Consider the following 22,258-nt stretch of genomic DNA (forward strand, 5'->3'; position numbering starts at 1 on the left):
TTTTTTAAGGTCACTTTAGGAGTAAAAAACGATATTTGGGATTTACTTTTAGCGAAAAGGAACTCTCTGTGTTATAATAGTTTCATGATTACAACAATTCCTATTAAGAATGAAAAAGATATCGCAGTACCGGACAAAACGGTCCTTGTTTTAGGCTATTTTGATGGTGTTCATAAAGGCCATCAAAAACTTTTTGAAGTTGCTACTAAGGCATCGATGATGGATTATCTTCCTGTAGTTGTGATGACCTTTACAGAATCACCTAAACTTGCTCTACAGCCCTACCATCCAGATCTTATGTTGCACATTGTTAATCATCAAGAACGTGAGCAGAAGCTGAAGTGGCATGGAGTTGAAGAACTATTTTTGCTTGATTTTAGTAGTAAATTTGCTAGTTTGACTGCCCAAGAGTTTTTTGATACTTATATTAAAGCCTTAAAACCCGCTATTATCGTAGCAGGATTTGATTATACTTTTGGTTCTGACAAGAAAACTGCAGATGATTTGAAGGACTATTTTGATGGTGAAATCATTATTGTTCCTCCTGTAGAGGATGAAAAGGGTAAAATCAGTTCTACTCGTATTCGTCAGGCTATTCTTGATGGAGATGTCAGAGAAGCTGGTCATTTACTTGGGACTCCTCTACCGTCACGTGGAATGGTTGTCCATGGTAATGCTAGAGGACGGACGATTGGTTATCCTACAGCTAATTTGGTCTTGAGAGATAGAACCTATATGCCAGCAGATGGTGTCTATGTTGTTGATATAGAAGTACAACGTCAGAAATATCGTGGGATGGCTAGTGTAGGAAAAAATGTTACCTTTGATGGAGAAGAAGCACGTTTTGAGGTCAATATTTTTGATTTTTCTGATGATATTTATGGTGAGTCAGTGACTGTTTATTGGCTTGACCGTGTCCGTGATATGGTCAAATTTGACTCCGTTGAAGAACTGGTAGACCAACTCCAGAAAGATGAAGAAATTGCTCGCTCCTGGAAAACAGATGACTAGAAGTGTATAGAGCATGATATATGTTTTGCATGATTTTAGCGACAAAAAAGGTAGCCAGTTTGGGCTACTTTTTTAAAATGCTCTATAAACATAAGGATTTTCTGGTTTATCAACTTTTGTAAAGCTTTCAACTTCAAGGGTTGGAAGTTTTTGTTTGAGTTCTTTATGATAATAGTTGACTAGTTTCCCTTTAGCTGTAATCCAAGTGTTATTCTCATATTGTCGGGTATTGCCCTTGGTCAAAAGACCGTAAACACCAGAATCTGCGATACAATGGATAATCCCAAAGCGAAAGAGAAATTGGCTGTTATCATGAATAGGATCTTTATAGACAAAGCCTGTAAATTGGATGGTCCTTCCATCAAATTCATTTGGATAGTCATAGATTGCTTCCATAACCTCCATGTAATTTTCATCAGTGATGAGGATCGTATCTTGTGCTAAATACTTATCTGCTGTAGCTCGCATTTCCTTTTCATAGGCCGATTTTGAGAAATAAGAGCTGGTATCAGGCTTTAAATACTGGCTCTTGGTTCCTTCGCTGGCTTGGATGGCTAGATTAGTGCCATCCGATAAGGGAAAGTGATAGCCTTTAGCGGAAACAGTTTGAGAGTCCAAGCTTACAGTTGGAAAAGTTAGACCGATTATAAGAGGTAGTGAAAGTAAAGCAATACTAGACACATTTGCAAGTGGTGTGGCCAAGTGACTATGAGTCTTAACTTTTTTAAACCAGAGATATAACTGAACTATTGCCAAAATCAGGGATAGGACCATGGAAATGTAGGCCAGATAAGAGTAGTGCATGTTGATGTATTGGTTTAGCTTACCTGTAAGATGGAGATAGAGGGTCAGCCCAAAGTAAGAAATTAAAACTAAAAATCGAATCATAAAAAGACTCCAAGGAAAAGGGAATAGAAAAACACGACTAGACTGACGATGATGATAAAGCGACCTACGAAGGGAGCTTTTAAGTAATTCTTCATCATCAGAAGGTTTTTGACATCTAACATGGGGCCAATCACGAGAAAAGCGACTACAGGAGCAAGTCCAAAACTAGATAGGAGAGAAGCTCCAATAAAAGCATCTGCCTCACTACAAAGGGAGAGCAGGAAGGCCAAAAGCATTAAAAGTGGAATGGCAAGGAGTGGACTGGAACTGATAGATGTTAGAATACGAGTCGGAACATAGACCTGAACAATTGCAGCAAAGAGGCAACCAAAGACCAGATATCGGCCCATATCAAAAAACTCATCGATTGCTTGTACAAAAACTTGAAACACTTTTTTACTAGGACTTAGATGAGAAAAATCATGTTCATGACAAGCCATGCGGTTTTCTTTCTGAATCGGTTCTTTCCAGAAAAATCCTAGAAAAATCCCCAATATCAGAGCTATGAAAATAGAACCTAAAGCTCGTAAAAAAGCAACTTGAAAGGAATTTCCGAAAGCAGAAAAAGTTGCAAAAAGAACGATAGGATTGATAACGGGTGCTGTTACCAGAAAAGGTACTGCAGTATAGCTAGGCACATTCTTTTCCAAAAAACGATTGATAATGGGAACAATTCCACATTCACAAGAAGGGAAAAGAAAGCCAATAAATGTCCCAAAAAAGATTCTCCCCCAACGATTTCGAGGGAGAAGTCCATAAACTTTATCAGGTGTGATATAGACTTCAATCACTCCTGAGAGAATACTTCCGATTAGAACGAAAGGCAAAGCCTCAATGATAATGGAGAGGAAAATGGCTCCAGCTTGAAGCACACTAGAAGGTAATTGATGGAAAATATTCATCTAGTTTTTCTTTTCTTCTTGGGCTTTTTTCTCTTTGTCATCAGGGAATTTGACTTGGTCTAAATCAGGGAGTTTGGCAAATTCCTCAAACATCTTATCTAAATCATCTCGTCTATTAAATTTTACAGCCATGGTTATACCTCATTTCTAAATTATAGTTCTATTATACTATTATTTTGTGGAAAAGGAGGTATTAAACTCGTCTATATTCCTGATTATATCAAAATAGATAGTATTTTAAATTAAATTTATATGACTCATAGGATTTTAATATTATTTATGCTAAAATTAGCATATCTGATAAAATATATTTAGGGTGGTTTTTCTAATGAAAAATAAAATAACTTGGAGTAATTTTGAATCAATACATAGTGATGTAACAAATACTTTTGAACAATTATGTAGGATACTATTTAAAAGGCAATTTTTAGATAATACTTCCGTCTTAACTTCAAGTCCCAATCATCCAGGTGTTGAAGTTTCACCTATTTTTAGTCCTAAAATAGAAAAAACAATTGCCTTCCAGTCAAAATATTTTTCAGGTAAAGTAAATTATTCTCAAATTCAAGAATCAGTAAACAACACTATTGAAAAATATGCTAGTCAACTTGATGTTTTCTATCTATACTGTAACAAGGATTTAACATTAACAAGTCAAAGTTATAAAGGGATTGAGTCAACTTTGAAGAGTGCAGATATTGAACTAAGAGTCATTAGTAATAATGAAATACTAACTCAAGTTGCTCAGTTTAACGATTTACAATCCTTCTATTTTGAGAATCACATAATAACGAGAGATTGGTTTGAAAACTATAATCAATTATCATTTGATTCGTTAGGTATGAGGTATAATCCAAAGTTCAATGTTGAGACTGGAACGGATGAAAAACTTTATCTTTTTACTCGAAATCAAAAAGCTATTGATAAAATCAATAGTAAAAAACTAGAACTCATCAAAGAGCTAGATACGCTCTATAGCTTAAGAGAAAGTAATATAACTTCTAAAATTAAGAAATTTATTGACAGTTTAGAAGATGTAACGGTTGATGATATAGAGAATTATTTAGAGTGGAATGATAAAATTTATCGTAGTTTAGAGTTCGAACTTGAAGAATTGAGTATTAATAGGGAAAAGCTAGAAAATAAAATAGAGTTAGCCAGTGATATGTCTTCAGAGAATCGGAATAGAATATTCAATAAAGTACGTGATATAGAAAGATTAACAAGGTATCTATATTGGATTGGCAGTTCAAATAAAGAGGAGGCTCTCATTAGTGATAAAGTTCTAGTTGTCACTGGTGAAGCAGGTATGGGTAAAAGTCAATTATTTGCAAATTCTGTAAAGGAAACAATGAGTGAGGATGGGTATGCACTTCTTTTGTTAGGCCATCACTATTTATCTAGTAGTGATATTTCTAAACAAATTATGGAGAAATTTGAATTTGATTATGGATTCCGTGAATTCTTAGATATGTTAGATATTCTGGGGGAGATTGAGAATCAGCACATATATATTTTTATTGATGCAATTAATGAGACTCCAAATCGAAGTGTGTGGAAGAATGGATTATCAACGATTATTTCAGAAATATACAGGCGAAAACATATTAAACTTGTACTATCTGTGAGAACAGGATATGAAAAACTCGTTTTTGAAGAAAATATGATAGAACGACTAAAAACTGGTGAACTTTTAAGAATTACGCATCATGGTTTTCAAGATGATTCTGTAGTAGCAATTAAAGAATTTCTAAATTTTCACAATATACCATTTTCGCCATCTGAGTTATTAAACTATGAGATGACAAATCCACTGTTTTTAACTCTATTTTGTAAAACGTACAATGGTGAAGAATTAAATCTTTTTCAAATGTTTGAGCGTTTTATTATTTTAATTGATGAAGAAATTCAGAAAGCCTTAGGTATTCCGGATTCGGGTAAAATATTAAAAAAATTATTATTAGAAATTGCCGAATGTCAACTCAGTAATAGCAATAATTATCTTATTGAGGAAGACCTATTTCAAATAAAATTTTGGTCATATTACGGCATTCAGAATAAATCATACTTTCTTTCTTTTCTCCTGAAATCAGGTTTAATGATTAGTAATGTACGTCAAGATAAAGAAGTGTATTCCTTTGGGTATAATCTATTAGAGGATTATCTTAAAGCTCAAAAGATTATGGAGTTTCCGTTTAATAAGAAAGAATTAGAGTCTTATCTTGAAAAAGAGTTATTGAAAATTGAAAATGGAGAGATTCAGAATGACAATAACATAGATACTTTTTTCTTTGTATCTTGTTTCTATTTTAAAAAATATGATGAAGACTGTATAAAGTTGATTGAAAAGATTTCTAACGAATATGATTGTTATGATTTAGCCAACAGATATTTAAAGAGTTTTTCTTGGCGACCAGTAGATACAGTAAGTAGAGAGCTTTTTAGAAATATTGCAAAAAATTACCCTACAAATTATCAAGATGTTTTCAATATTTTAATCGAAAATGCGATTAAAGAAAACAGTCCTATAAATTCGGAGTACTTACATGAAATTCTTTTTCCTAAGCAGTTAAATAAACGCGATAGTCTTTGGCTACCATTTATAAATAATTTAACAAATGAATATGAGAGAGTTTTTCAATTGATTTGCCTTTTTGATGAAGGTAAATCAATTGATTTCCTTTCGAAAGAGAAAATTAAGTTGCTTTTAATATTGTTCACATGGTTGCTAGCTTCTTCAAATAGAAGGTTACGTGATATAACATCAAAAGCAATGATTGAAATTTTGAAGAATAATTTTGAATTTAGTGAATATCTATTACAAAAATTTGAAACAGTTAATGATCCTTACATTATTCAAAGATTATATGGCATTGTTCTCGGTGCCTGTACGAAAAAAGAAATTCCATATGAAAATGAGTTTCAATCTTTAGCAGAGTTTATCTATTCAAGTATATTTGATAAAGAATTCAACTATCCAGATATTTTACTGAGGGATTATGCAAGATTGATTATTGAAAGATATTTATTTGAATTTCCTAAAAATAGTGCCAAAATAGACCGTTTAAATATAATTCCTCCTTACAATTCTGAGCCGATTCCTATTGTTACTCCTAGCACCTATAGTAGCTCGGATAGTAAAAGAGGAGGCTTTGACAGAATAGATACTTCTATGAGACCAGAAGGTGTCGGTATGTACGGTGATTTTGGAAGATATACTTTCCAATCAGCACTAGATCGGTTCAAGAACGTTGACATTGAGAATCTATATCATTATGCAATGCAATATATTCGAGATGAGTTAGGATATTCAGATGAATTGTTCACTGAATATGACATTTCATGTGGGCACCCTCTTGATAGAGGAAGAAATCACACTATTGAGAGAATTGGAAAGAAATACCAATGGATTGCATTTTATAATATTCTAGCAAGGGTTTCAGATTTTCATAAGTTAAAGGGTTGGAGTAACTCATCTGATGAGGAATATAAAGGTGCTTGGGAACCATATGTTAGAGATTTTGATCCTACTTTAAATTGTCATTTCATGCTTCCTTTAGAATCACTTCCGAAATTCACTATTGAATATAATGAAAACTTTATCGAAGATACAGGAGTTGATAATCAACAAATTAATGAGTGGATTTTACACAAAACAAGTTTGTTTGATATGCCTTTAATTTATAAAGATAATAATGGGACAGAATGGGCATTGCTTTATCAACATAAAGAAATTAAAAACCAAAAAGATGCAGCTTCTGATACATTTTCATGGTTTGGTGAAGGTCATCAGAGAACGTGGAGAATTATTGAAGCATATTTTGTAAAAAATAGTGAATTCGATTCTTTAAAATCTAATTTTGAAAAAAGGGAGATGTTCAAAAATGGAATACAGTCTGAAGCGACCTCTCTATATCATATATATAACAGAGAGTTCCCATGGTCACCAGGTGTGAAAGAAATTGTAGAAGATTCTTGGTTCAACTATAATGTAGAAACTGGTGAGGAGGAAATTAAACGTCAAAAAGTTTTTGATTTCATTCAATCTGGCGAAGAGGTTGAACTTGTTGAAAAAGAAGAGTATTTTACTGTTAAAGTAAAAAAGACACTTGCCAAGCTTTTGCCTGCCCATATTCATTTTTGCTGGGAAGAAGAATATGATGCTTCTAAAAAAGAAACTTTATCATTTGATATTCCTTGTCCAGAGTTGATTGGTAAATTACATTTAGTTCAGAAAAAGTATGATGGATATTATTTTAGTCAAGAGGGAGACTTAGTAGCTTTTGATGGTGAACTAACAAATACTATAAATGGATTGATTATACGAAAAGATTATCTTGACCAATTTTTAAAAGAAAATGATTTAAGTGTATTTTGGAATTTTATTGGAGAAAAACAATACTTTACCAAATCTCCTCGAGACCAATATTATAGTAGATGGAGAGGATTGTTTTGGATGAAAAAAGATTCAATTCAGCATGATATTGAGCTAGTTGATAAAAGTTTTTAAGTTTTGCATTAAAAATGGAAGACTAAAATATAGATATTATAGAAGATTAATCAAGTAAATATAAAAACCGTTTTTAGAGAAGAGACTCTATTGTTTCCCTTGTGGTATAATAGGATTATGGATAAAAAATATTTAAAAATTTCCCAAGATTTGGGTGTGACCTTAAAACAAATTGATACTGTCTTGTCTCTAACAGCTGAAGGGGCTACTATTCCCTTTATTGCGCGTTATAGAAAGGACATGACTGGTAGTCTTGATGAGGTGGCTATTAAAGCCATTATTGACTTAGATAAAACATTGACTAACCTCAATGATCGTAAGGAAGCTGTCCTAGCCAAAATCCAAGAACAAGGCAAGCTGACTAAAGAATTGGAGGAAGCCATCCTTGCTGCTGAAAAATTAGCCGACGTAGAAGAACTTTACTTGCCTTTTAAGGAAAAACGTCGGACTAAGGCAACTATTGCCCGTGAAGCTGGTCTCTTTCCACTTGCTCGCTTAATCTTGCAGAATGTAGCTGACTTAGAGAAAGAGGCTGAAAAGTTCGTCTGTGAAGGATTTGCGACTGGTAAGGAAGCCTTGTCTGGCTCAGTTGATATTTTGGTAGAAGCCTTATCGGAGGATGTTACCTTACGCGCCATGACTTATCAGGAGGTGCTGAGACACTCTAAACTTACTTCTCAAGTCAAGGATGAAAGTCTTGATGAAAAGCAGGTGTTTCAGATTTATTATGATTTTTCAGAGATAGTTGGAAATATGCAAGGCTATCGTACCTTGGCCCTCAATCGTGGGGAGAAGCTAGGTGTCTTGAAGGTCGGTTTTGAACATGCGACGGATCGTATTCTAGCTTTCTTTGCTGCTCGTTTCAAGGTAAAAAATACCTATATTGATGAAGTTGTTCAACAGTCAGTTAAGAAAAAAGTTTTGCCTGCTATCGAGCGCCGTATTCGGACAGAATTAACTGAAAAGGCAGAAGAAGGAGCTATCCAACTCTTTTCTGACAACCTGCGCAATCTCCTCTTGGTTGCTCCATTGAAAGGGCGCGTGGTTCTGGGGTTTGACCCTGCCTTTCGTACAGGTGCCAAGCTAGCTGTCGTGGATGCAACAGGAAAAATGCTGACAACTCAGGTCATTTATCCTGTCAAACCGGCTTCTAGCCGTCAGATTGAAGAAGCCAAAAAAGATTTGTCAGACTTGATTGGACAATATGGTGTAGAGATCATTGCTATTGGTAATGGTACGGCCAGTCGTGAAAGCGAAGCCTTTGTGGCGGAAGTTCTTAAAGAGTTTCCAGAGGTTAGCTATGTCATCGTCAATGAGAGCGGTGCTTCTGTCTATTCTGCTAGTGAATTAGCTCGTCAGGAATTTCCAGAATTAACCGTTGAAAAGCGCTCTGCAATTTCTATCGCCCGTCGCTTGCAAGATCCCCTTGCTGAATTAGTTAAAATTGATCCCAAATCTATTGGGGTAGGGCAGTACCAACACGATGTTAGCCAGAAAAAACTATCTGAAAGTCTAGACTTTGTTGTAGAAACTGTAGTTAACCAAGTCGGTGTCAATATCAATACGGCTAGCCCGGCCCTTCTTTCTCACGTAGCTGGACTCAATAAAACTATCTCTGAAAATATTGTCAAATACCGTGAGGAAGAAGGAAAAATCACTTCACGCGCCCAAATCAAGAAAGTCCCTCGTCTGGGTGCCAAGGCCTTTGAACAGGCAGCTGGTTTCCTTCGAATACCAGAAAGCAGCAATATCCTTGATAATACAGGAGTTCACCCAGAAAATTACGCTGCTGTTAAAGAACTCTTTAAGCGTTTAGATATCAAGGACTTGACTGAAGAAGCTCAAAGTAAACTCAAATCCGTTTCAATAACAGAGATGGCTCAAGAATTGGATCTTGGACAAGAAACCCTCAAAGATATCATTGCTGACCTATTAAAACCAGGTCGTGATTTCCGTGATTCCTTCGATGCGCCTGTGCTTCGCCAAGATGTCCTAGATATCAAGGACTTAGTGGTTGGTCAGAAGCTAGAAGGTGTGGTGCGTAACGTCGTTGATTTCGGTGCCTTCGTTGATATCGGGATTCACGAGGACGGCTTGATTCATATTTCCCACATGAGTCGTAAATTTATCAAACACCCTAGCCAAGTGGTATCAGTTGGTGACTTGGTAACAGTTTGGGTCAAGAAAATCGATACCGAACGGGAAAAAGTCAATCTGTCGCTCCTCGCTCCAAATGAATCTGACTGAGTATGTTCAACTCGTATCGCAAGAGGACTTTGGGAGACATTTTAAACACCAAGCTCAGTGGAATAATCGTTTACGGTCGACAGGTGGTCGATTCTTCCCTAAGGATGGACATTTGGATTTTAACCCCAAAGTCTATCAAGAACTGGGTTTAGATATTTTTCGAAAAATTGTCCGCCATGAGCTCTGCCATTACCATCTTTATTTTGAAGGAAGAGGTTATCAGCATAAGGATCAGGACTTCAAAGAGATTTTAAAAGAAGTAGATGGTTTACGATTTGTACCCAGCTTGCCAAATAGCAACTCCAAACCACTCAAGCTCTATCGTTGCCAATCCTGCCAGCAAAGCTACCAACGAAAGAGGAGAATAGATACCAAACGCTATCGGTGTGGAATCTGTCGTGGTCAATTAATACAAATAAATCAGACTAAGGACTGATGAATCTCAGCTAGTTCCATGATAAACTAAGAAAAACAAATCAAAAGAGGAAATATCATGAACAGTAAATTTTATAAAATGAGACGAAATCGCATGATTTCAGGAGTTCTAGCAGGTCTGTCAGACAAGTGGAACTTTGATGTTACCCTTGTTCGCTTCCTATTTGCAATTTTTACTATTGCAAACTTTGGAGTAGGTGTCATTATCTATGTAATTCTTGCTTCTATTCTCCCAATTAAGGAAGACATTGAAGAGGAAATGTATGGAACAGGTCCACGCAAACGCAAAGAAGCCCAAGCTATTGAAGAAAATGATGGATGGTTTTGGTGAGGTAAATCAATAGGTAACAAAGGTTTTGCTACATGATTATGAATTGAAAGAAGGTAGTAGCATACTTAGGAAATACTTTACAAACTATAAATGGACGGACACATTCTGGATTTTGTTTATTTTGATTGCTAATTTTCTGTCAACCAATAATTACTTATACCACTTAACAAAACAGGATTTTTCTGAAGAAGGTTGTTTATTAGCAATTCCTTTGTTTCTTTTCCACTTTCTCTTCATAGATAAATTTATCATTTCTAGACGTGATAGGAAAGATGATTAACCTCTAACCCTTGTATCTGCAAGGGTTTTCTTCTTGCTTTCTTTTTATGGTAAAATATTTTTAATAAAATATCTACATTTCCCCCAATCTTACAAAAATGTAAGATTAAAGTCTCTTTTGTAAGGTTAGGTTATGGCAAGCGGTCTTTTTTTGATGTAAACTAGACTCATAAAGAACAAAGGAGTAACATCATGAAACAAATCTTACAGAAGAAAACAAGAAAACCAAGCAACAAAGATATCGAGCGAGTTCAGCTGGGATGCGCTATGATGCAAGCAACATTTCATTTGATGGGATATTAAGAAAGGAGATTCTCATGACACTTTTAGATGTAAAACACGTTCAAAAAATTTATAAAACTCGTTTTCAGGGCAACCAAGTAGAAGCTCTCAAGGATATTCACTTTACCGTAGAAAAGGGTGACTACGTTGCCATCATGGGTGAGTCTGGTTCTGGTAAATCAACTCTTCTAAATATCCTAGCTATGCTGGACAAACCAACCCGTGGGCAGGTTTACTTGAATGGAACTGACACCGCAACCATTAAAAACTCACAGGCTTCTAGCTTCCGTCGTGAAAAATTGGGCTTTGTCTTCCAAGACTTTAACTTGCTAGATACTCTGTCTGTTAAGGACAATATCTTGCTTCCACTTGTCTTGTCAAGAAGACCCATTACGGAGATGATGAAGAAATTGGTGGTGACAGCTGAGAATCTGGGTATTAACCAATTACAAGAGAAATACCCTTACGAGATTTCTGGTGGTCAGAAACAGCGTGTAGCAGTAGCACGCGCCATCATCACAGAACCAGAAATTCTTCTTGCGGATGAGCCAACAGGAGCCCTTGATTCCAAGTCCTCTACAGCCTTACTCGATGTATTTGATGAAATCAATGAGCGTGGGCAAACCATCCTCATGGTAACTCACTCAACGGCAGCAGCTAGCAGAGCAAAACGTGTGCTCTTTATCAAAGATGGCATTCTTTACAACCAAATCTACCGTGGAGAAAAGACAGACCGTCAGATGTTTCAAGAAATCTCTGATACCTTGACTGTTATGGCAAGCGAGGTGAATTAGTATGTTTCGATTAACCAATAAGTTAGCGGTATCGAACTTAATTAAAAACCGCAAACTCTACTATCCATTTGCACTGGCTGTTCTCTTGGCAGTCACCGTCACTTATCTCTTTTACTCCCTAACTTTCAATCCTAAGATTACAGAAATTCGTGGAGGGGAATCCATCCAAGCTACTCTAGGATTTGGTATGGTAATTGTCACACTTGCGTCAGCTATTATTGTCCTTTATGCCAATAGTTTTGTCATGAAGAACCGTTCCAAGGAACTGGGGATTTATGGCATGCTGGGTTTGGAGAAGCGCCACCTGATCAGTATGACTTTTAAGGAGTTGGTGCTTTTTGGAATTCTAACTGTTGGAGCAGGTATCGGTATTGGAGCCTTATTTGACAAGTTGATTTTTGCCTTCTTGCTCAAACTGATGAAATTGAAGGTTGAACTGGTCGCCACCTTCCAGATGAAAGTTGTCATTACAGTACTTGTTGTCTTTGGATTGATTTTCCTAGGCCTCATGTTCCTGAATGCCCTTCGAATCGCCCGTATGAATGCCCTCCAGCTTTCTCGTGAAAAAGCTAGTGGTGAGAAAAAAGGACGTTTCCTTCCTCTCCAAACTATTCTTGGTGCGATTAGTTTAGGTATTGGTTATTATCTTGCGCTTACTGTAAAAGATCCTCTTACAGCCCTAACAATCTTCTTCTTAGCTGTTTTGCTGGTTATCTTTGGTACCTATCTATTGTTTAATGCAGGGATTACAGTCTTCCTACAAATCTTAAAGAAAAACAAGAAATACTATTACCAACCAAATAACCTTATCTCAGTGTCTAACTTGATTTTCCGTATGAAGAAAAATGCGGTTGGACTAGCAACTATCGCTATTTTGTCAACAATGGTTTTGGTAACCATGTCAGCAGCGACTAGTATTTTCAATGCCTCAGAAAGCTTTAAAAAAGTTCTAAATCCTCATGATTTTGGGGTTTCAGGGCAAAATGTTGAAAAAGAAGACTTGGACAAGCTCTTGAGCCAGTTTGCAAGTGACAAAGGTTATAAGATTAAAGAGAAAGAAGTGCTTCGTTACACTTACTTTGGTGTTGCGAACCAAGAAGGAACCAAGTTAACCATTTTTCAAAAAGGACAAAATCGTGTCCAACCTACAACTGTTTTCATGGTATTTGACCAAAAAGATTATGAAAACATGACTGGACAAAAACTGTCTCTATCAGGCAATGAGGTCGGACTCTTTGCAAAGAATGAGGGAGTTAAAGGACAGAAAGACTTAACTCTAAACGATCATCAATTTTCTGTAAAAGAAGAATTTACTAAAGATTTCATTGTGAACCATGTTCCAAATCAGTTTAATATTTTGACTGCCGATTACAATTATCTTGTTGTTCCAGATTTACAAGCCTTTTTGAACCAATTCCCAGATTCAGCTATCTATAATCAGTTTTACGGTGGCATGAATGTAAATGCCAGTGAAGAAGAACAACTCAAGGTCGCTGAAGAGTATGAAAAATACCTTATCCAGTTTAATGCTCAATTAAACACTGAAGGTAGCTATGTGTATGGTAGTAATCTATCAGATGCTAGTGCTCAGATGAGTGCCCTCTTTGGTGGTGTCTTCTTTATCGGTATTTTCCTATCCATTATCTTTATGGTCGGAACCGTTCTGGTTATCTACTACAAACAAATTTCTGAAGGTTATGAAGACCGTGAACGTTTTATTATCTTGCAGAAAGTCGGTTTAGATCAAAAGCAAATCAAGCAAACCATCAACAAACAGGTTTTAACTGTTTTCTTCCTTCCTTTGCTCTTTGCCTTTCTACATCTCGCCTTTGCCTACCATATGCTTAGTCTGATTTTAAAAGTGATTGGTGTAATAGATACGACTATGATGTTGACTGTAACCTTGTCTATTTGCGCTATCTTCCTCATCGCCTATGTGCTGATTTTCATGATTACTTCAAGAAGTTATCGTAAGATTGTGCAAATGTAAAAAAAGATACCTCGACTTCAAAATCGAGGTATTTCTTGTGTCTTAAATGCTGAAAAGTTGACCGAGTAGGAAGGTAACTCCCATAGTCAAGAGACCAATAGCGAGGTTTCGAATCATCGCTGTTTTGGTAGGTGCTTTTCCAAGTCTAGCACTTGTGTAGCCAGTCATCAAGAGTGAGAGTCCTACAATCAGGACAGTAGCAGGGATGCGGTAGTCACTTGGGAAAATGGTTACTGAGAGCATTGGAGGCAAACTTCCAAGGAAAAAGGCAACAAAGCTGGAAATGGCAGCGTGCCAAGGATTGGTAAACTCTTCATACTCTATCCCGTATTTTTCCTCTACCAAAGCCTTGAGTGGATTTTTAAGAAAGGCCTTGTTGGTCAAAAGTTGGGCAGAGGTTTCGCATTCTCCATTTTGGATATAGGCGGCATAGAGAGATTTTTTGGCTAGTTCCATATCTTGGTCTAGCAAGACTTGTTCACGCGCAACGGCTGCTTCCTCGGTATCTTTTTGAGTTGAAACGGATACATATTCTCCACCAGCCATTGAAAAGGCACCGGCCAAAATAGCTGCAAAGCCTGATAAAAAAATAATCCAGATATTGCTAGTGGCACTGGCAACCCCGATAACCACACCAGCAATGGAAATAATTCCATCATTGGCACCAAGAACACCCGCACGCAGGATATTTAAACGACCTGCAAAATTTGAATCGATTTCGTGATTTGTTTCTGACATACTATTCTCCTTTTTATCCAGTATAAAGGAAACAAGTAATGAAATCAATCTTTTAAAAGTATCTGAAAAAAGTTGCACGATTTTAATTTTTTAACAGCTTTTGAACAAAATAGATTAGATAGAAAGGCATCCCGTATAGGCTAGAGCCATTTATCCTATTCTATGGTATAATAGAAAATAGATTTAGCTATGGGAGTACAAGTATTTTTATGATTAAATTAGTCGCAACAGATATGGACGGGACTTTTCTTGATGGAGAGGGACGCTATGATATGCAGAGGCTCAAGTCTCTCTTAGCTACCTTTAAAGACAAAGGCATCTACTTTGCCATTGCCTCTGGTCGAGGACTTTTGTCTCTAGAAAAATTATTTGCGGAAGTTCGTGAAGAAGTAATTTTTATTGCAGAAAATGGTAGTTTGGTTGAATTTCAAGGTCAGGACTTGTATGAAGCGACTATGTCTCGTGAGTTTTATTTGACGACTTTTGAAAAGCTGCAAACTTCACCTTATGTAGATATCAATAAATTGCTTTTGACAGGTAAGAAGGGTTCTTATGTGCTAGATACGGTTGAGGAGACTTATTTAAAAGTGAGTCAACACTATAATGAAAATATCCAAAAAGTAGCCAGTCTGGAAGATATCACAGATGACATTTTCAAATTTACAACCAACTTCACAGAAGAAACTCTGGAAGCTGGGGAAGCTTGGGTCAATGAACATGTACCTGGTGTTAAGGCTATGACAACTGGTTTTGAATCCATTGATATTGTGCTGGACTATGTCGATAAGGGAGTAGCCATTGTTGAATTAGCTAAAAAACTTGGTATCACAATGGATCAGGTTATGGCTTTTGGAGACAATCTAAATGACTTGCATATGATGCAGGTTGTAGGACATCCTGTAGCTCCTGAAAATGCACGACCAGAAATTTTAGAATTAGCAGAGATTGTGATTGGTCACCATAAGGACCAGTCGGTTATAGCTTATATGGAGGGCTTATAATGGCAGATATAAAATTGATTGCATTGGACTTGGATGGGACCTTGCTGACTACTGATAAAAGGCTGACGGATCGAACCAAGGCAACCTTGAAAGCTGCGCGTGACCGTGGGATTAAGGTGGTTTTGACAACAGGTCGTCCTCTAAAAGCCATGGATTTCTTTCTTAAAGAATTAGGGACTGACGGTCAGGAAGATGAGTATACGATTACTTTTAATGGTGGATTAGTTCAGAAAAATACAGGCGAAATCCTTGATAAGACAGTTTTTTCATATGATGATGTAGCACGTTTGTATGAGGAAACAGAGAAATTATCACTGCCTCTGGATGCTATTTCAGAAGGAACTGTTTATCAAATTCAATCGGATCAAGAAAGTCTTTATGCCAAATTCAATCCAGCTTTGACCTTTGTTCCAGTAGCCTTTGAAGACCTATCTAGTCAAATGACCTACAATAAATGCGTGACTGCCTTTGCTCAAGAACCCTTGGATGCAGCTATTCAGAAGATTTCTCCAGAATTGTTTGACCAATATGAAATCTTTAAATCACGTGAAATGTTGCTAGAGTGGTCACCAAAGAATGTTCATAAAGCAACAGGTTTGGCAAAACTAATCACCCATCTTGGAATCGACCAAAGTCAAGTCATGGCCTGTGGTGACGAGGCCAATGACCTTTCTATGATTGAATGGGCAGGGCTCGGTGTTGCCATGCAGAATGCTGTTCCTGAAGTTAAGGCAGTCGCAAATGTGGTAACTCCAATGACTAATGATGAGGAAGCTGTCGCTTGGGCTATCGAAGAATATGTGCTAAAGGAGAATTAAGATATGGGATTATTTGACCGTCTATTCGGAAAAAAAGAAGAACCTAAAATTGAAGAAGTTGTAAAAGAAGCTCTAGAAAATCTTGATTTGTCTGAAGATATTGAGCCTACCTTGACAGAAGCTGAGGAAGTTCCTCAGGAAGAAGCCGAGGTTGAAAGTTCTGAAGAAGCTGTGTTTGAAGAAGAGGAAATCCAAGACTCAGTTGAAGAAATTCTGGATTCATACCCAGTTGTAGAGCTTCATAAAGAAGAAATAGAAGCATTTCCAAACTTAGAAGAAGTTCCAGAGGAAGAGAATACTGAGCACGAAGAAGCTGTAGAAGAAAATAGTTCTGAAGTGCTTGAACCAGAAATACTTCAAGTAGAAGAAACTGTTCAGGAAAAATATGATCGCAGTCTTAAGAAAACTCGCACAGGTTTTGGTGCCCGCTTGAACGCCTTCTTTGCTAACTTCCGCTCTGTCGATGAAGAATTCTTCGAAGAACTGGAAGAACTGCTAATCATGAGTGACGTTGGTGTCCAGGTTGCTTCTAACCTAACTGAGGAGCTACGATACGAAGCCAAACTTGAGAATGCCAAGAAACCAGATGCCCTTCGCCGAGTTATAATTGAAAAATTGGTTGAGCTTTATGAAAAGGATGGTAACTACGATGAAAGTATTCATTTCCAAGATGGCTTGACAGTTATGCTCTTTGTTGGAGTTAACGGTGTTGGGAAAACGACTTCCATTGGGAAATTAGCGCATCGCTACAAGCAAGCTGGTAAAAAAGTGATGTTAGTTGCGGCAGATACCTTCCGTGCGGGTGCAGTAGCGCAGCTAGCTGAATGGGGACGCCGTGTGGATGTTCCAGTTGTGACTGGACCTGAAAAAGCTGACCCAGCAAGTGTGGTCTTTGATGGTATGGAACGAGCTGTAGCAGAAGGGATTGATATTCTCATGATTGATACAGCTGGTCGTCTACAAAACAAGGATAATCTCATGGCTGAGTTGGAGAAAATTGGACGCATCATCAAGCGCGTACTACCTGAAGCGCCGCATGAAACTTTCTTGGCTCTTGATGCATCAACTGGTCAAAATGCCCTGGTACAGGCCAAAGAGTTCTCAAAAATCACGCCATTAACTGGAATTGTCTTAACTAAGATTGATGGAACTGCTCGTGGTGGTGTTGTTTTAGCCATCCGTGAAGAACTCAATATTCCAGTTAAGTTGATTGGTTTTGGTGAAAAGATTGATGATATTGGAGAATTTAACTCAGAAAACTTTATGAAGGGTCTCTTGGAAGGCTTAATCTAATCAGAAGCAAAAAATCCTGCAAGTTAGAAACTTGCAGGATTTTTTTACTCTAAACGACCATCTTGACGATAGGCGATGTCTGGTTGCCAAGTCCATTTGGCACCATATTTTTCAAGTAGGTCAAAGCTGGCTTGAGGTCCCATGCTTCCGGCCTTGTAGTCGTGAAGTGGGGCACCATTTTCAGCCCAGAGCTCTTCGATACGGTCAATCAATTTCCATGATGCGCTCACTTCATCCCAGTGACTAAAGTTAGTTGAGTTGTTATTTAAGACATCATAGATTAATTTTTCATATGGTTCTGGAGAAGCACCAGTTGCTGTCGCATCTGTACGGTAATCAAGCGAATTTGGAGCCAAGTTGAATTCTTCACCAACCTCTTTACCATTGAGGCTAAGAGAGAAGCCTTCAGTTGGTTGGATATAGATAGTCAAGACGTTTGGTGCAAGTTCTTGACCAAAAATAGAATCCATCTGTTTAAAAACAATATTGACGTGAGTGCCTTTTTCAGTCATGCGCTTTCCAGTTCGGAAGAAGAATGGTACACCACGGAAACGCTCACTATCAACAAAGAAGGCACCAGATGCAAAGGTTTCAGTTGTTGATTCTGGATTTACATTTGGCTCGCTACGATAAGAGATATATTTCATACCATCAATCTTACCTGAACGGTACTGACCGCGGATAAAGTGTTCTTTAAGTTCTTCATCAGTTGGATGATAGAGGTTTTTAAAGACCTTAATCTTTTCAGCTCGAATCTCATCTTTTGTGAAACTTGCTGGTTTATCCATAGCAAGGAGGGATAGGAGTTGGAGCGTATGGTTTTGAACCATATCACGAAGTGCTCCTGATTCATCATAGTAGCCACCGCGTTCTTCTACACCCAAGCGTTCAGCAAAGGTAATTTGTACATTATCAATATGATCACGATTCCAAACATTTTCAAAAATCATGTTGGCAAAACGAACCGCAAAGATGCTTTGAATCATTTCTTTTCCAAGGTAATGATCAATACGATAGATTTGTTCTTCATCAAATGTTGCTAGAAGCTCTTCATTTAGTTTACTTGCTGAAGGGTAATCTGTACCAAACGGTTTTTCAACAATTAAGCGCTCAAAACCTTTACCATCAACAATGTTTTCAGATTTGAGGTGCTTTGCAATGGTTCCAAAGAACTGAGGAGCCATAGACAAGAAGAAGAGTTTATTGTGCTCAGCTTGGTATTTTTCATTTAAATCTGCTTGTAATTGACGTAAAGCATTATAGTGTTCAGTATCATTGACATCATGACTTTGATAGTAGAAGTGGCTAGCAAATTCTTGGGCCTGTTCGGTACTATCTGCTAAATCAAGGATGGATTCAACAACAACAGATTCAAAATATTCCTTGCTCCATGGACGACGAGCAGTTCCAATGACAGCAAAGTGTTCGGAAAGATTACCTGATTTGTAAAGTCTAAAAAGGGAAGGGTAGAGCTTGCGTTTAGCCAGGTCTCCACTTGCACCGAAAATTGTAACAATAACTTTTGATGACATCTAGCTACCTAATTTCTATTTTTATTCCTAGACGATCTAGGTATGAGGGAACCTCAGTTTCATAAATTTAATTTTATCATAATTTTCAAAAAAATCAAAAATCCAATACGAGATAGAAAAAACTGCAAGGAAATCCTTACAGTTTAGTCTTATACATTTAGAACCTTGTCCAAGAAATCTTTTAGACGCGGGTGTTGAGGGTTATCAAAGATTTGATCAGGAGTGCCGTCTTCTAGGAATTCACCATCCGCAGTAAAGATAACACGGTTAGCGACCTGGCGAGCAAATCCCATTTCATGGGTTACGATAATCATGGTCATGCCTTGTTTTGCCAAATCTTTCATAACGTTAAGAACGTCTCCAACCATTTCTGGGTCAAGGGCAGAAGTTGGTTCATCAAAGAGCATGATGTCTGGATTCATTGCGAGTCCACGAGCGATGGCTACACGTTGCTTTTGACCACCTGATAGGCTATCTGGGTTAGCATTAGCTTTATCTGCTAGCCCAACCTTGTCAAGCAACTCCATTCCCAATTTCTCAGCTTCTTCCTTAGTCAACAACTTGTGCTCAATAGGAGCAAAGGTGATGTTGTCCAGTACAGACATGTGAGGGAAAAGGTTAAAGTGTTGGAAAACCATTCCGATATTTTCACGGACGTGGTCAACATTGGTTGTTTTTTCAGTCAAGTCATAGCCGTTCACAGTGATGTGACCGCTAGTAACTTCTTCTAGAAGATTGAGGCTACGAAGGAAGGTTGATTTACCAGAACCTGAAGGACCGATGATACAAACAACATCTCCTTCATAGAACTTAGTCGTAATTCCTTTTAAAACTTCATTTTTTCCATAATGCTTGTGTAAATCATTTACATCAATTTTTAGTTTTGCCATTAACGAATCCTCTTTTCTAAGCGTTTCGCTAGTCTAGTCAAAAGTGTGATAATTACAAGATAGAAGATAGCAAGGATTGCATACATCTTGAAACTTTGGTAGTTACGGGCGATGATAATCTTACCAGTTTGGAAGAGTTCAACCAAACCGATAGCAGATACGATGGTTGTATCTTTAAGAGCGATAACGAATTGGTTAACAAAGTTTGGCAACATCAACTTAGTTGCTTGTGGCAAGATAATCTTACGCATGGTTTTTCCGTAAGAGATACCAAGACTACGGCTGGCTTCCATTTGACCAACTGGGACGGCCTGGATACCGCCACGAACGATTTCAGCGATATAAGCGGCTGCATTGAGAGAGAGGGCAATGGTTCCAGCTACAAAGTCGTTAATTGGACTTTGTTGACCTGTGATGGATTCGATGAAGTTTGGAATCCCCCAGAAGATAAATGCTGCAAGAATCATCAATGGAATTCCACGGATAACATCAACGAAAATCTCAGCTAGAACACGAAGAGATTTGTATGGACTCACGCTAAACATACCGAAGATAATCCCAATAACAATAGCAATAGCAAATGAGATAAGAGCTAGAGCAAGAGTGATACCAAGCCCGCTAAGGAGTTGTTTGTAGTTATTTTGGAGCAAGCCCCAGATAGTTGTTTCATCAACAGTGCTTGTTGAAGCAGTTGAAGATTCGCTAGCTAGGTATTTATCAAGAATCTTTTGGAATTCACCGTTTGCTTTAAGGTTTGCAAGTCCGTTGTTGAACATTTCAATCAATTCTGGATTTGCTCCTTTTTTAACTGCAAAAGCTGTTTCACCGATTGGAGTTCCAGCGATTGGTGTTTTCAATTTTTGCCCTTGGCTGATAGAATATTTAAGGACAGGCTCATCATCCATGACAGCATCGATAGATCCAGTGTTTAAACTATCATACATTGACGAACCATCAGCGAAGGTTTTGATTCTGTAGCCGTATTTGCTTTGATTTTCTGTTAGGAAGGTTTGAGAAGCAGTTCCGTTTTTAACACCGACTGTCTTTCCTTTTAAATCTTCATAAGAAGCAATATTGCTTGATTCTTTGATACCAAGGATAGTATTAGCAGTGTAGTAGGATTCTGAGAAGTCAAAAGTTGCCTTACGAGCATCAGTGACTGACATACCAGCGATGATACCATCTGCTTGACCAGCTTGAACAGCGCTGATGGCTGCATCAAAACCTGGGTTGGTGATTTCGATTTCAAAACCTTGGTCTTTTGCGATAGCTTTAATCAGTTCCATATCGATACCAGTGTATTGGTTACTTGAATTTTGGAAGACAAAAGGTGCAAAAGATGAATCACTGGCAATGATGTATTTAGCTTTGACTGGAGTTGCTTTTAAACCAGCTGCAGTAGATGTTGTAGGTACTGCTGACGATGATGAAGCAGTCCATTTTTTGATAATCTTATCAAGACTACCATCTTTTTTCATTTCTGCTAATGCTTGGTTAAATTCAGTGACAAGGTGTTCGTATTTACTTCCTTTTTTAACCCCGAAAGCAAAACTTCCAACCGCTTCACCATCCATTTCAATATGGAGGTCTTGACCCTGGTTAATGGCATACTCAATAACAGGTTTGTCATCCATCATAGCGTCAATAGAACCCGCACTTAAGCTGTTATCCATCAAGTCACCAGTATCAAACGTTTTAATGGTAAAACCGTATTTATCCTTGATACTTTCAAGAAAACGTTGGGCAGCAGTTCCGTTTTTGACTCCAACGGTTTTGCCTTTCAGTTGTTCATACTGACTAATCTTATGAGACTTTGTGGTTGCGATGACAACTTTTGTATCATAGTAAGTATCAGACATAGTGAAGACATGTTCACGTTCTTTCGTTTTTGTCATACCTGCCATAATAGCGTCAGCTTGACCTGCTTGGACTGCATTGACCGCCGCATCAAAGCCAGGATAGGACATCTGAATATTCCATCCTTTAATCTCAGCGACTTTGTTGATAATGTCAACATCAATTCCTTTGTAAACTTGATCTGAATCTTTAAACTCAAAAGGTGCATAGGCGGTATCAGAAACAATCTTAATCGTTTCAGCTTTCGCAATACCTAATGAGAAAATTGGAAATAAAATTAGCAAAAAAGCTAGAAATTTTTTCTTCATTTTTAGTCTCCTTTTCCGAATATTTTCTCATTATAGCAAAAAAAATAAAAAAAGGCAAATTTTAGCAAAAATGATGTGAGAAGATATAACATTATTAATTTTGTTTTTGGTTTGATTCCCACAAAAAAAGTGTTAAAATAAAGGTATATAAT

At 37.4% G+C, this 22,258-nt stretch carries 17 protein-coding genes; 10 read left to right on the plus strand and 7 right to left on the minus strand.

What is annotated here, in order from left to right:
- The first annotated feature begins 84 nt into the window (after nucleotides 1-84).
- Nucleotides 85-1,011, plus strand: a complete 927-nt coding sequence (locus HMPREF1117_RS07600; RefSeq protein ID WP_000633420.1) for a bifunctional riboflavin kinase/FAD synthetase — start codon at nucleotides 85-87, stop codon at nucleotides 1,009-1,011.
- A gap of 72 nt (nucleotides 1,012-1,083) precedes the next feature.
- Here the strand turns inward: HMPREF1117_RS07600 and HMPREF1117_RS07605 are convergent, their stop codons facing one another.
- Genes HMPREF1117_RS07605 through HMPREF1117_RS12055 form a run of 3 tightly spaced genes read right to left on the minus strand, consistent with a single transcriptional unit; the run spans nucleotide 1,084 to nucleotide 2,933 of the window.
- A complete protein-coding gene (locus tag HMPREF1117_RS07605) occupies nucleotides 1,084-1,899 on the minus strand; it encodes a TIGR03943 family putative permease subunit (protein ID WP_000617855.1) in 816 nt (271 codons plus the stop codon).
- Nucleotides 1,896-2,801 (minus strand): permease, encoded by a 906-nt coding sequence (locus HMPREF1117_RS07610; RefSeq protein WP_001019930.1) that lies wholly within the window; start codon nucleotides 2,799-2,801, stop codon nucleotides 1,896-1,898. Before HMPREF1117_RS07610 ends, HMPREF1117_RS07605 begins: the two co-directional genes overlap by 4 nt.
- Entirely contained in the window at nucleotides 2,802-2,933 is a 132-nt protein-coding gene (locus HMPREF1117_RS12055) for an SPJ_0845 family protein (protein WP_000268683.1), read from the minus strand.
- 196 nt (nucleotides 2,934-3,129) lie between these two features.
- Here HMPREF1117_RS12055 and HMPREF1117_RS07620 point away from each other — a divergent pair, with 196 nt between their 5' ends.
- The 6 genes from HMPREF1117_RS07620 (at nucleotide 3,130) to HMPREF1117_RS07645 (ending at nucleotide 13,669) form a co-directional block, all read left to right on the plus strand.
- Nucleotides 3,130-7,311, plus strand: coding sequence for an NACHT domain-containing protein (locus HMPREF1117_RS07620; protein ID WP_000791089.1), 4,182 nt, complete (start codon nucleotides 3,130-3,132; stop codon nucleotides 7,309-7,311).
- Nucleotides 7,312-7,428: 117 nt separating this feature from the next.
- The gene (locus HMPREF1117_RS07625; protein WP_000359166.1) at nucleotides 7,429-9,558 is read left to right on the plus strand and encodes a Tex family protein; all 2,130 of its coding nucleotides are present in this window, start codon (nucleotides 7,429-7,431) and stop codon (nucleotides 9,556-9,558) included.
- Nucleotides 9,545-9,994, plus strand: a complete 450-nt coding sequence (locus tag HMPREF1117_RS07630; RefSeq protein ID WP_001054535.1) for a SprT family protein — start codon at nucleotides 9,545-9,547, stop codon at nucleotides 9,992-9,994. Before HMPREF1117_RS07625 ends, HMPREF1117_RS07630 begins: the two co-directional genes overlap by 14 nt.
- Nucleotides 9,995-10,051: 57 nt before the next feature.
- Nucleotides 10,052-10,324 (plus strand): PspC domain-containing protein, encoded by a 273-nt coding sequence (locus HMPREF1117_RS07635; RefSeq protein WP_001085041.1) that lies wholly within the window; start codon nucleotides 10,052-10,054, stop codon nucleotides 10,322-10,324.
- 596 nt (nucleotides 10,325-10,920) lie between these two features.
- Complete coding sequence (locus HMPREF1117_RS07640; RefSeq protein WP_000173374.1) at nucleotides 10,921-11,679, plus strand: ABC transporter ATP-binding protein; 759 nt, start codon at nucleotides 10,921-10,923, stop codon at nucleotides 11,677-11,679.
- Nucleotide 11,680: 1 nt separating this feature from the next.
- Nucleotides 11,681-13,669 carry an ABC transporter permease gene (locus HMPREF1117_RS07645; protein ID WP_000489413.1) on the plus strand — a complete coding sequence of 663 codons (1,989 nt, stop codon included), beginning with the start codon at nucleotides 11,681-11,683 and terminating at the stop codon, nucleotides 13,667-13,669.
- A gap of 42 nt (nucleotides 13,670-13,711) precedes the next feature.
- On the opposite strand, the gene HMPREF1117_RS07650 is transcribed toward HMPREF1117_RS07645, so the two are convergent.
- Nucleotides 13,712-14,407, minus strand: coding sequence for a VIT1/CCC1 transporter family protein (locus tag HMPREF1117_RS07650; protein WP_000005262.1), 696 nt, complete (start codon nucleotides 14,405-14,407; stop codon nucleotides 13,712-13,714).
- Between the two features lie 209 nt (nucleotides 14,408-14,616).
- Here HMPREF1117_RS07650 and HMPREF1117_RS07655 point away from each other — a divergent pair, with 209 nt between their 5' ends.
- The 3 genes from HMPREF1117_RS07655 to ftsY are packed head-to-tail and all read left to right on the plus strand — an operon-like array spanning nucleotide 14,617 to nucleotide 17,519.
- Nucleotides 14,617-15,408, plus strand: coding sequence for a Cof-type HAD-IIB family hydrolase (locus HMPREF1117_RS07655; RefSeq protein ID WP_000594110.1), 792 nt, complete (start codon nucleotides 14,617-14,619; stop codon nucleotides 15,406-15,408).
- Nucleotides 15,408-16,226, plus strand: a complete 819-nt coding sequence (locus HMPREF1117_RS07660; protein WP_000763446.1) for a Cof-type HAD-IIB family hydrolase — start codon at nucleotides 15,408-15,410, stop codon at nucleotides 16,224-16,226. Before HMPREF1117_RS07655 ends, HMPREF1117_RS07660 begins: the two co-directional genes overlap by 1 nt.
- A 3-nt stretch (nucleotides 16,227-16,229) precedes the next feature.
- Nucleotides 16,230-17,519 carry a signal recognition particle-docking protein FtsY gene (gene ftsY, locus HMPREF1117_RS07665; RefSeq protein ID WP_000522304.1) on the plus strand — a complete coding sequence of 430 codons (1,290 nt, stop codon included), beginning with the start codon at nucleotides 16,230-16,232 and terminating at the stop codon, nucleotides 17,517-17,519.
- Between the two features lie 44 nt (nucleotides 17,520-17,563).
- Here ftsY and zwf read toward each other — a convergent pair whose 3' ends face one another.
- The 3 genes from zwf to HMPREF1117_RS07680 all read right to left on the minus strand — a co-directional run bounded on the left by zwf (nucleotide 17,564) and on the right by HMPREF1117_RS07680 (nucleotide 22,106).
- Nucleotides 17,564-19,051, minus strand: coding sequence for a glucose-6-phosphate dehydrogenase (gene zwf / locus HMPREF1117_RS07670; protein WP_000096119.1), 1,488 nt, complete (start codon nucleotides 19,049-19,051; stop codon nucleotides 17,564-17,566).
- A 149-nt stretch (nucleotides 19,052-19,200) separates the two neighbouring features.
- Nucleotides 19,201-19,941, minus strand: coding sequence for an amino acid ABC transporter ATP-binding protein (locus HMPREF1117_RS07675; protein WP_001096310.1), 741 nt, complete (start codon nucleotides 19,939-19,941; stop codon nucleotides 19,201-19,203).
- Nucleotides 19,941-22,106, minus strand: coding sequence for an ABC transporter substrate-binding protein/permease (locus tag HMPREF1117_RS07680; protein WP_000726278.1), 2,166 nt, complete (start codon nucleotides 22,104-22,106; stop codon nucleotides 19,941-19,943). The genes HMPREF1117_RS07675 and HMPREF1117_RS07680 overlap by 1 nt, the downstream gene beginning before the upstream one ends.
- Nucleotides 22,107-22,258: the final 152 nt, after the last annotated feature.

The sequence above is a fragment of the Streptococcus sp. SK643 genome, from assembly GCF_000259505.1.
GTDB lineage: Bacteria > Bacillota > Bacilli > Lactobacillales > Streptococcaceae > Streptococcus.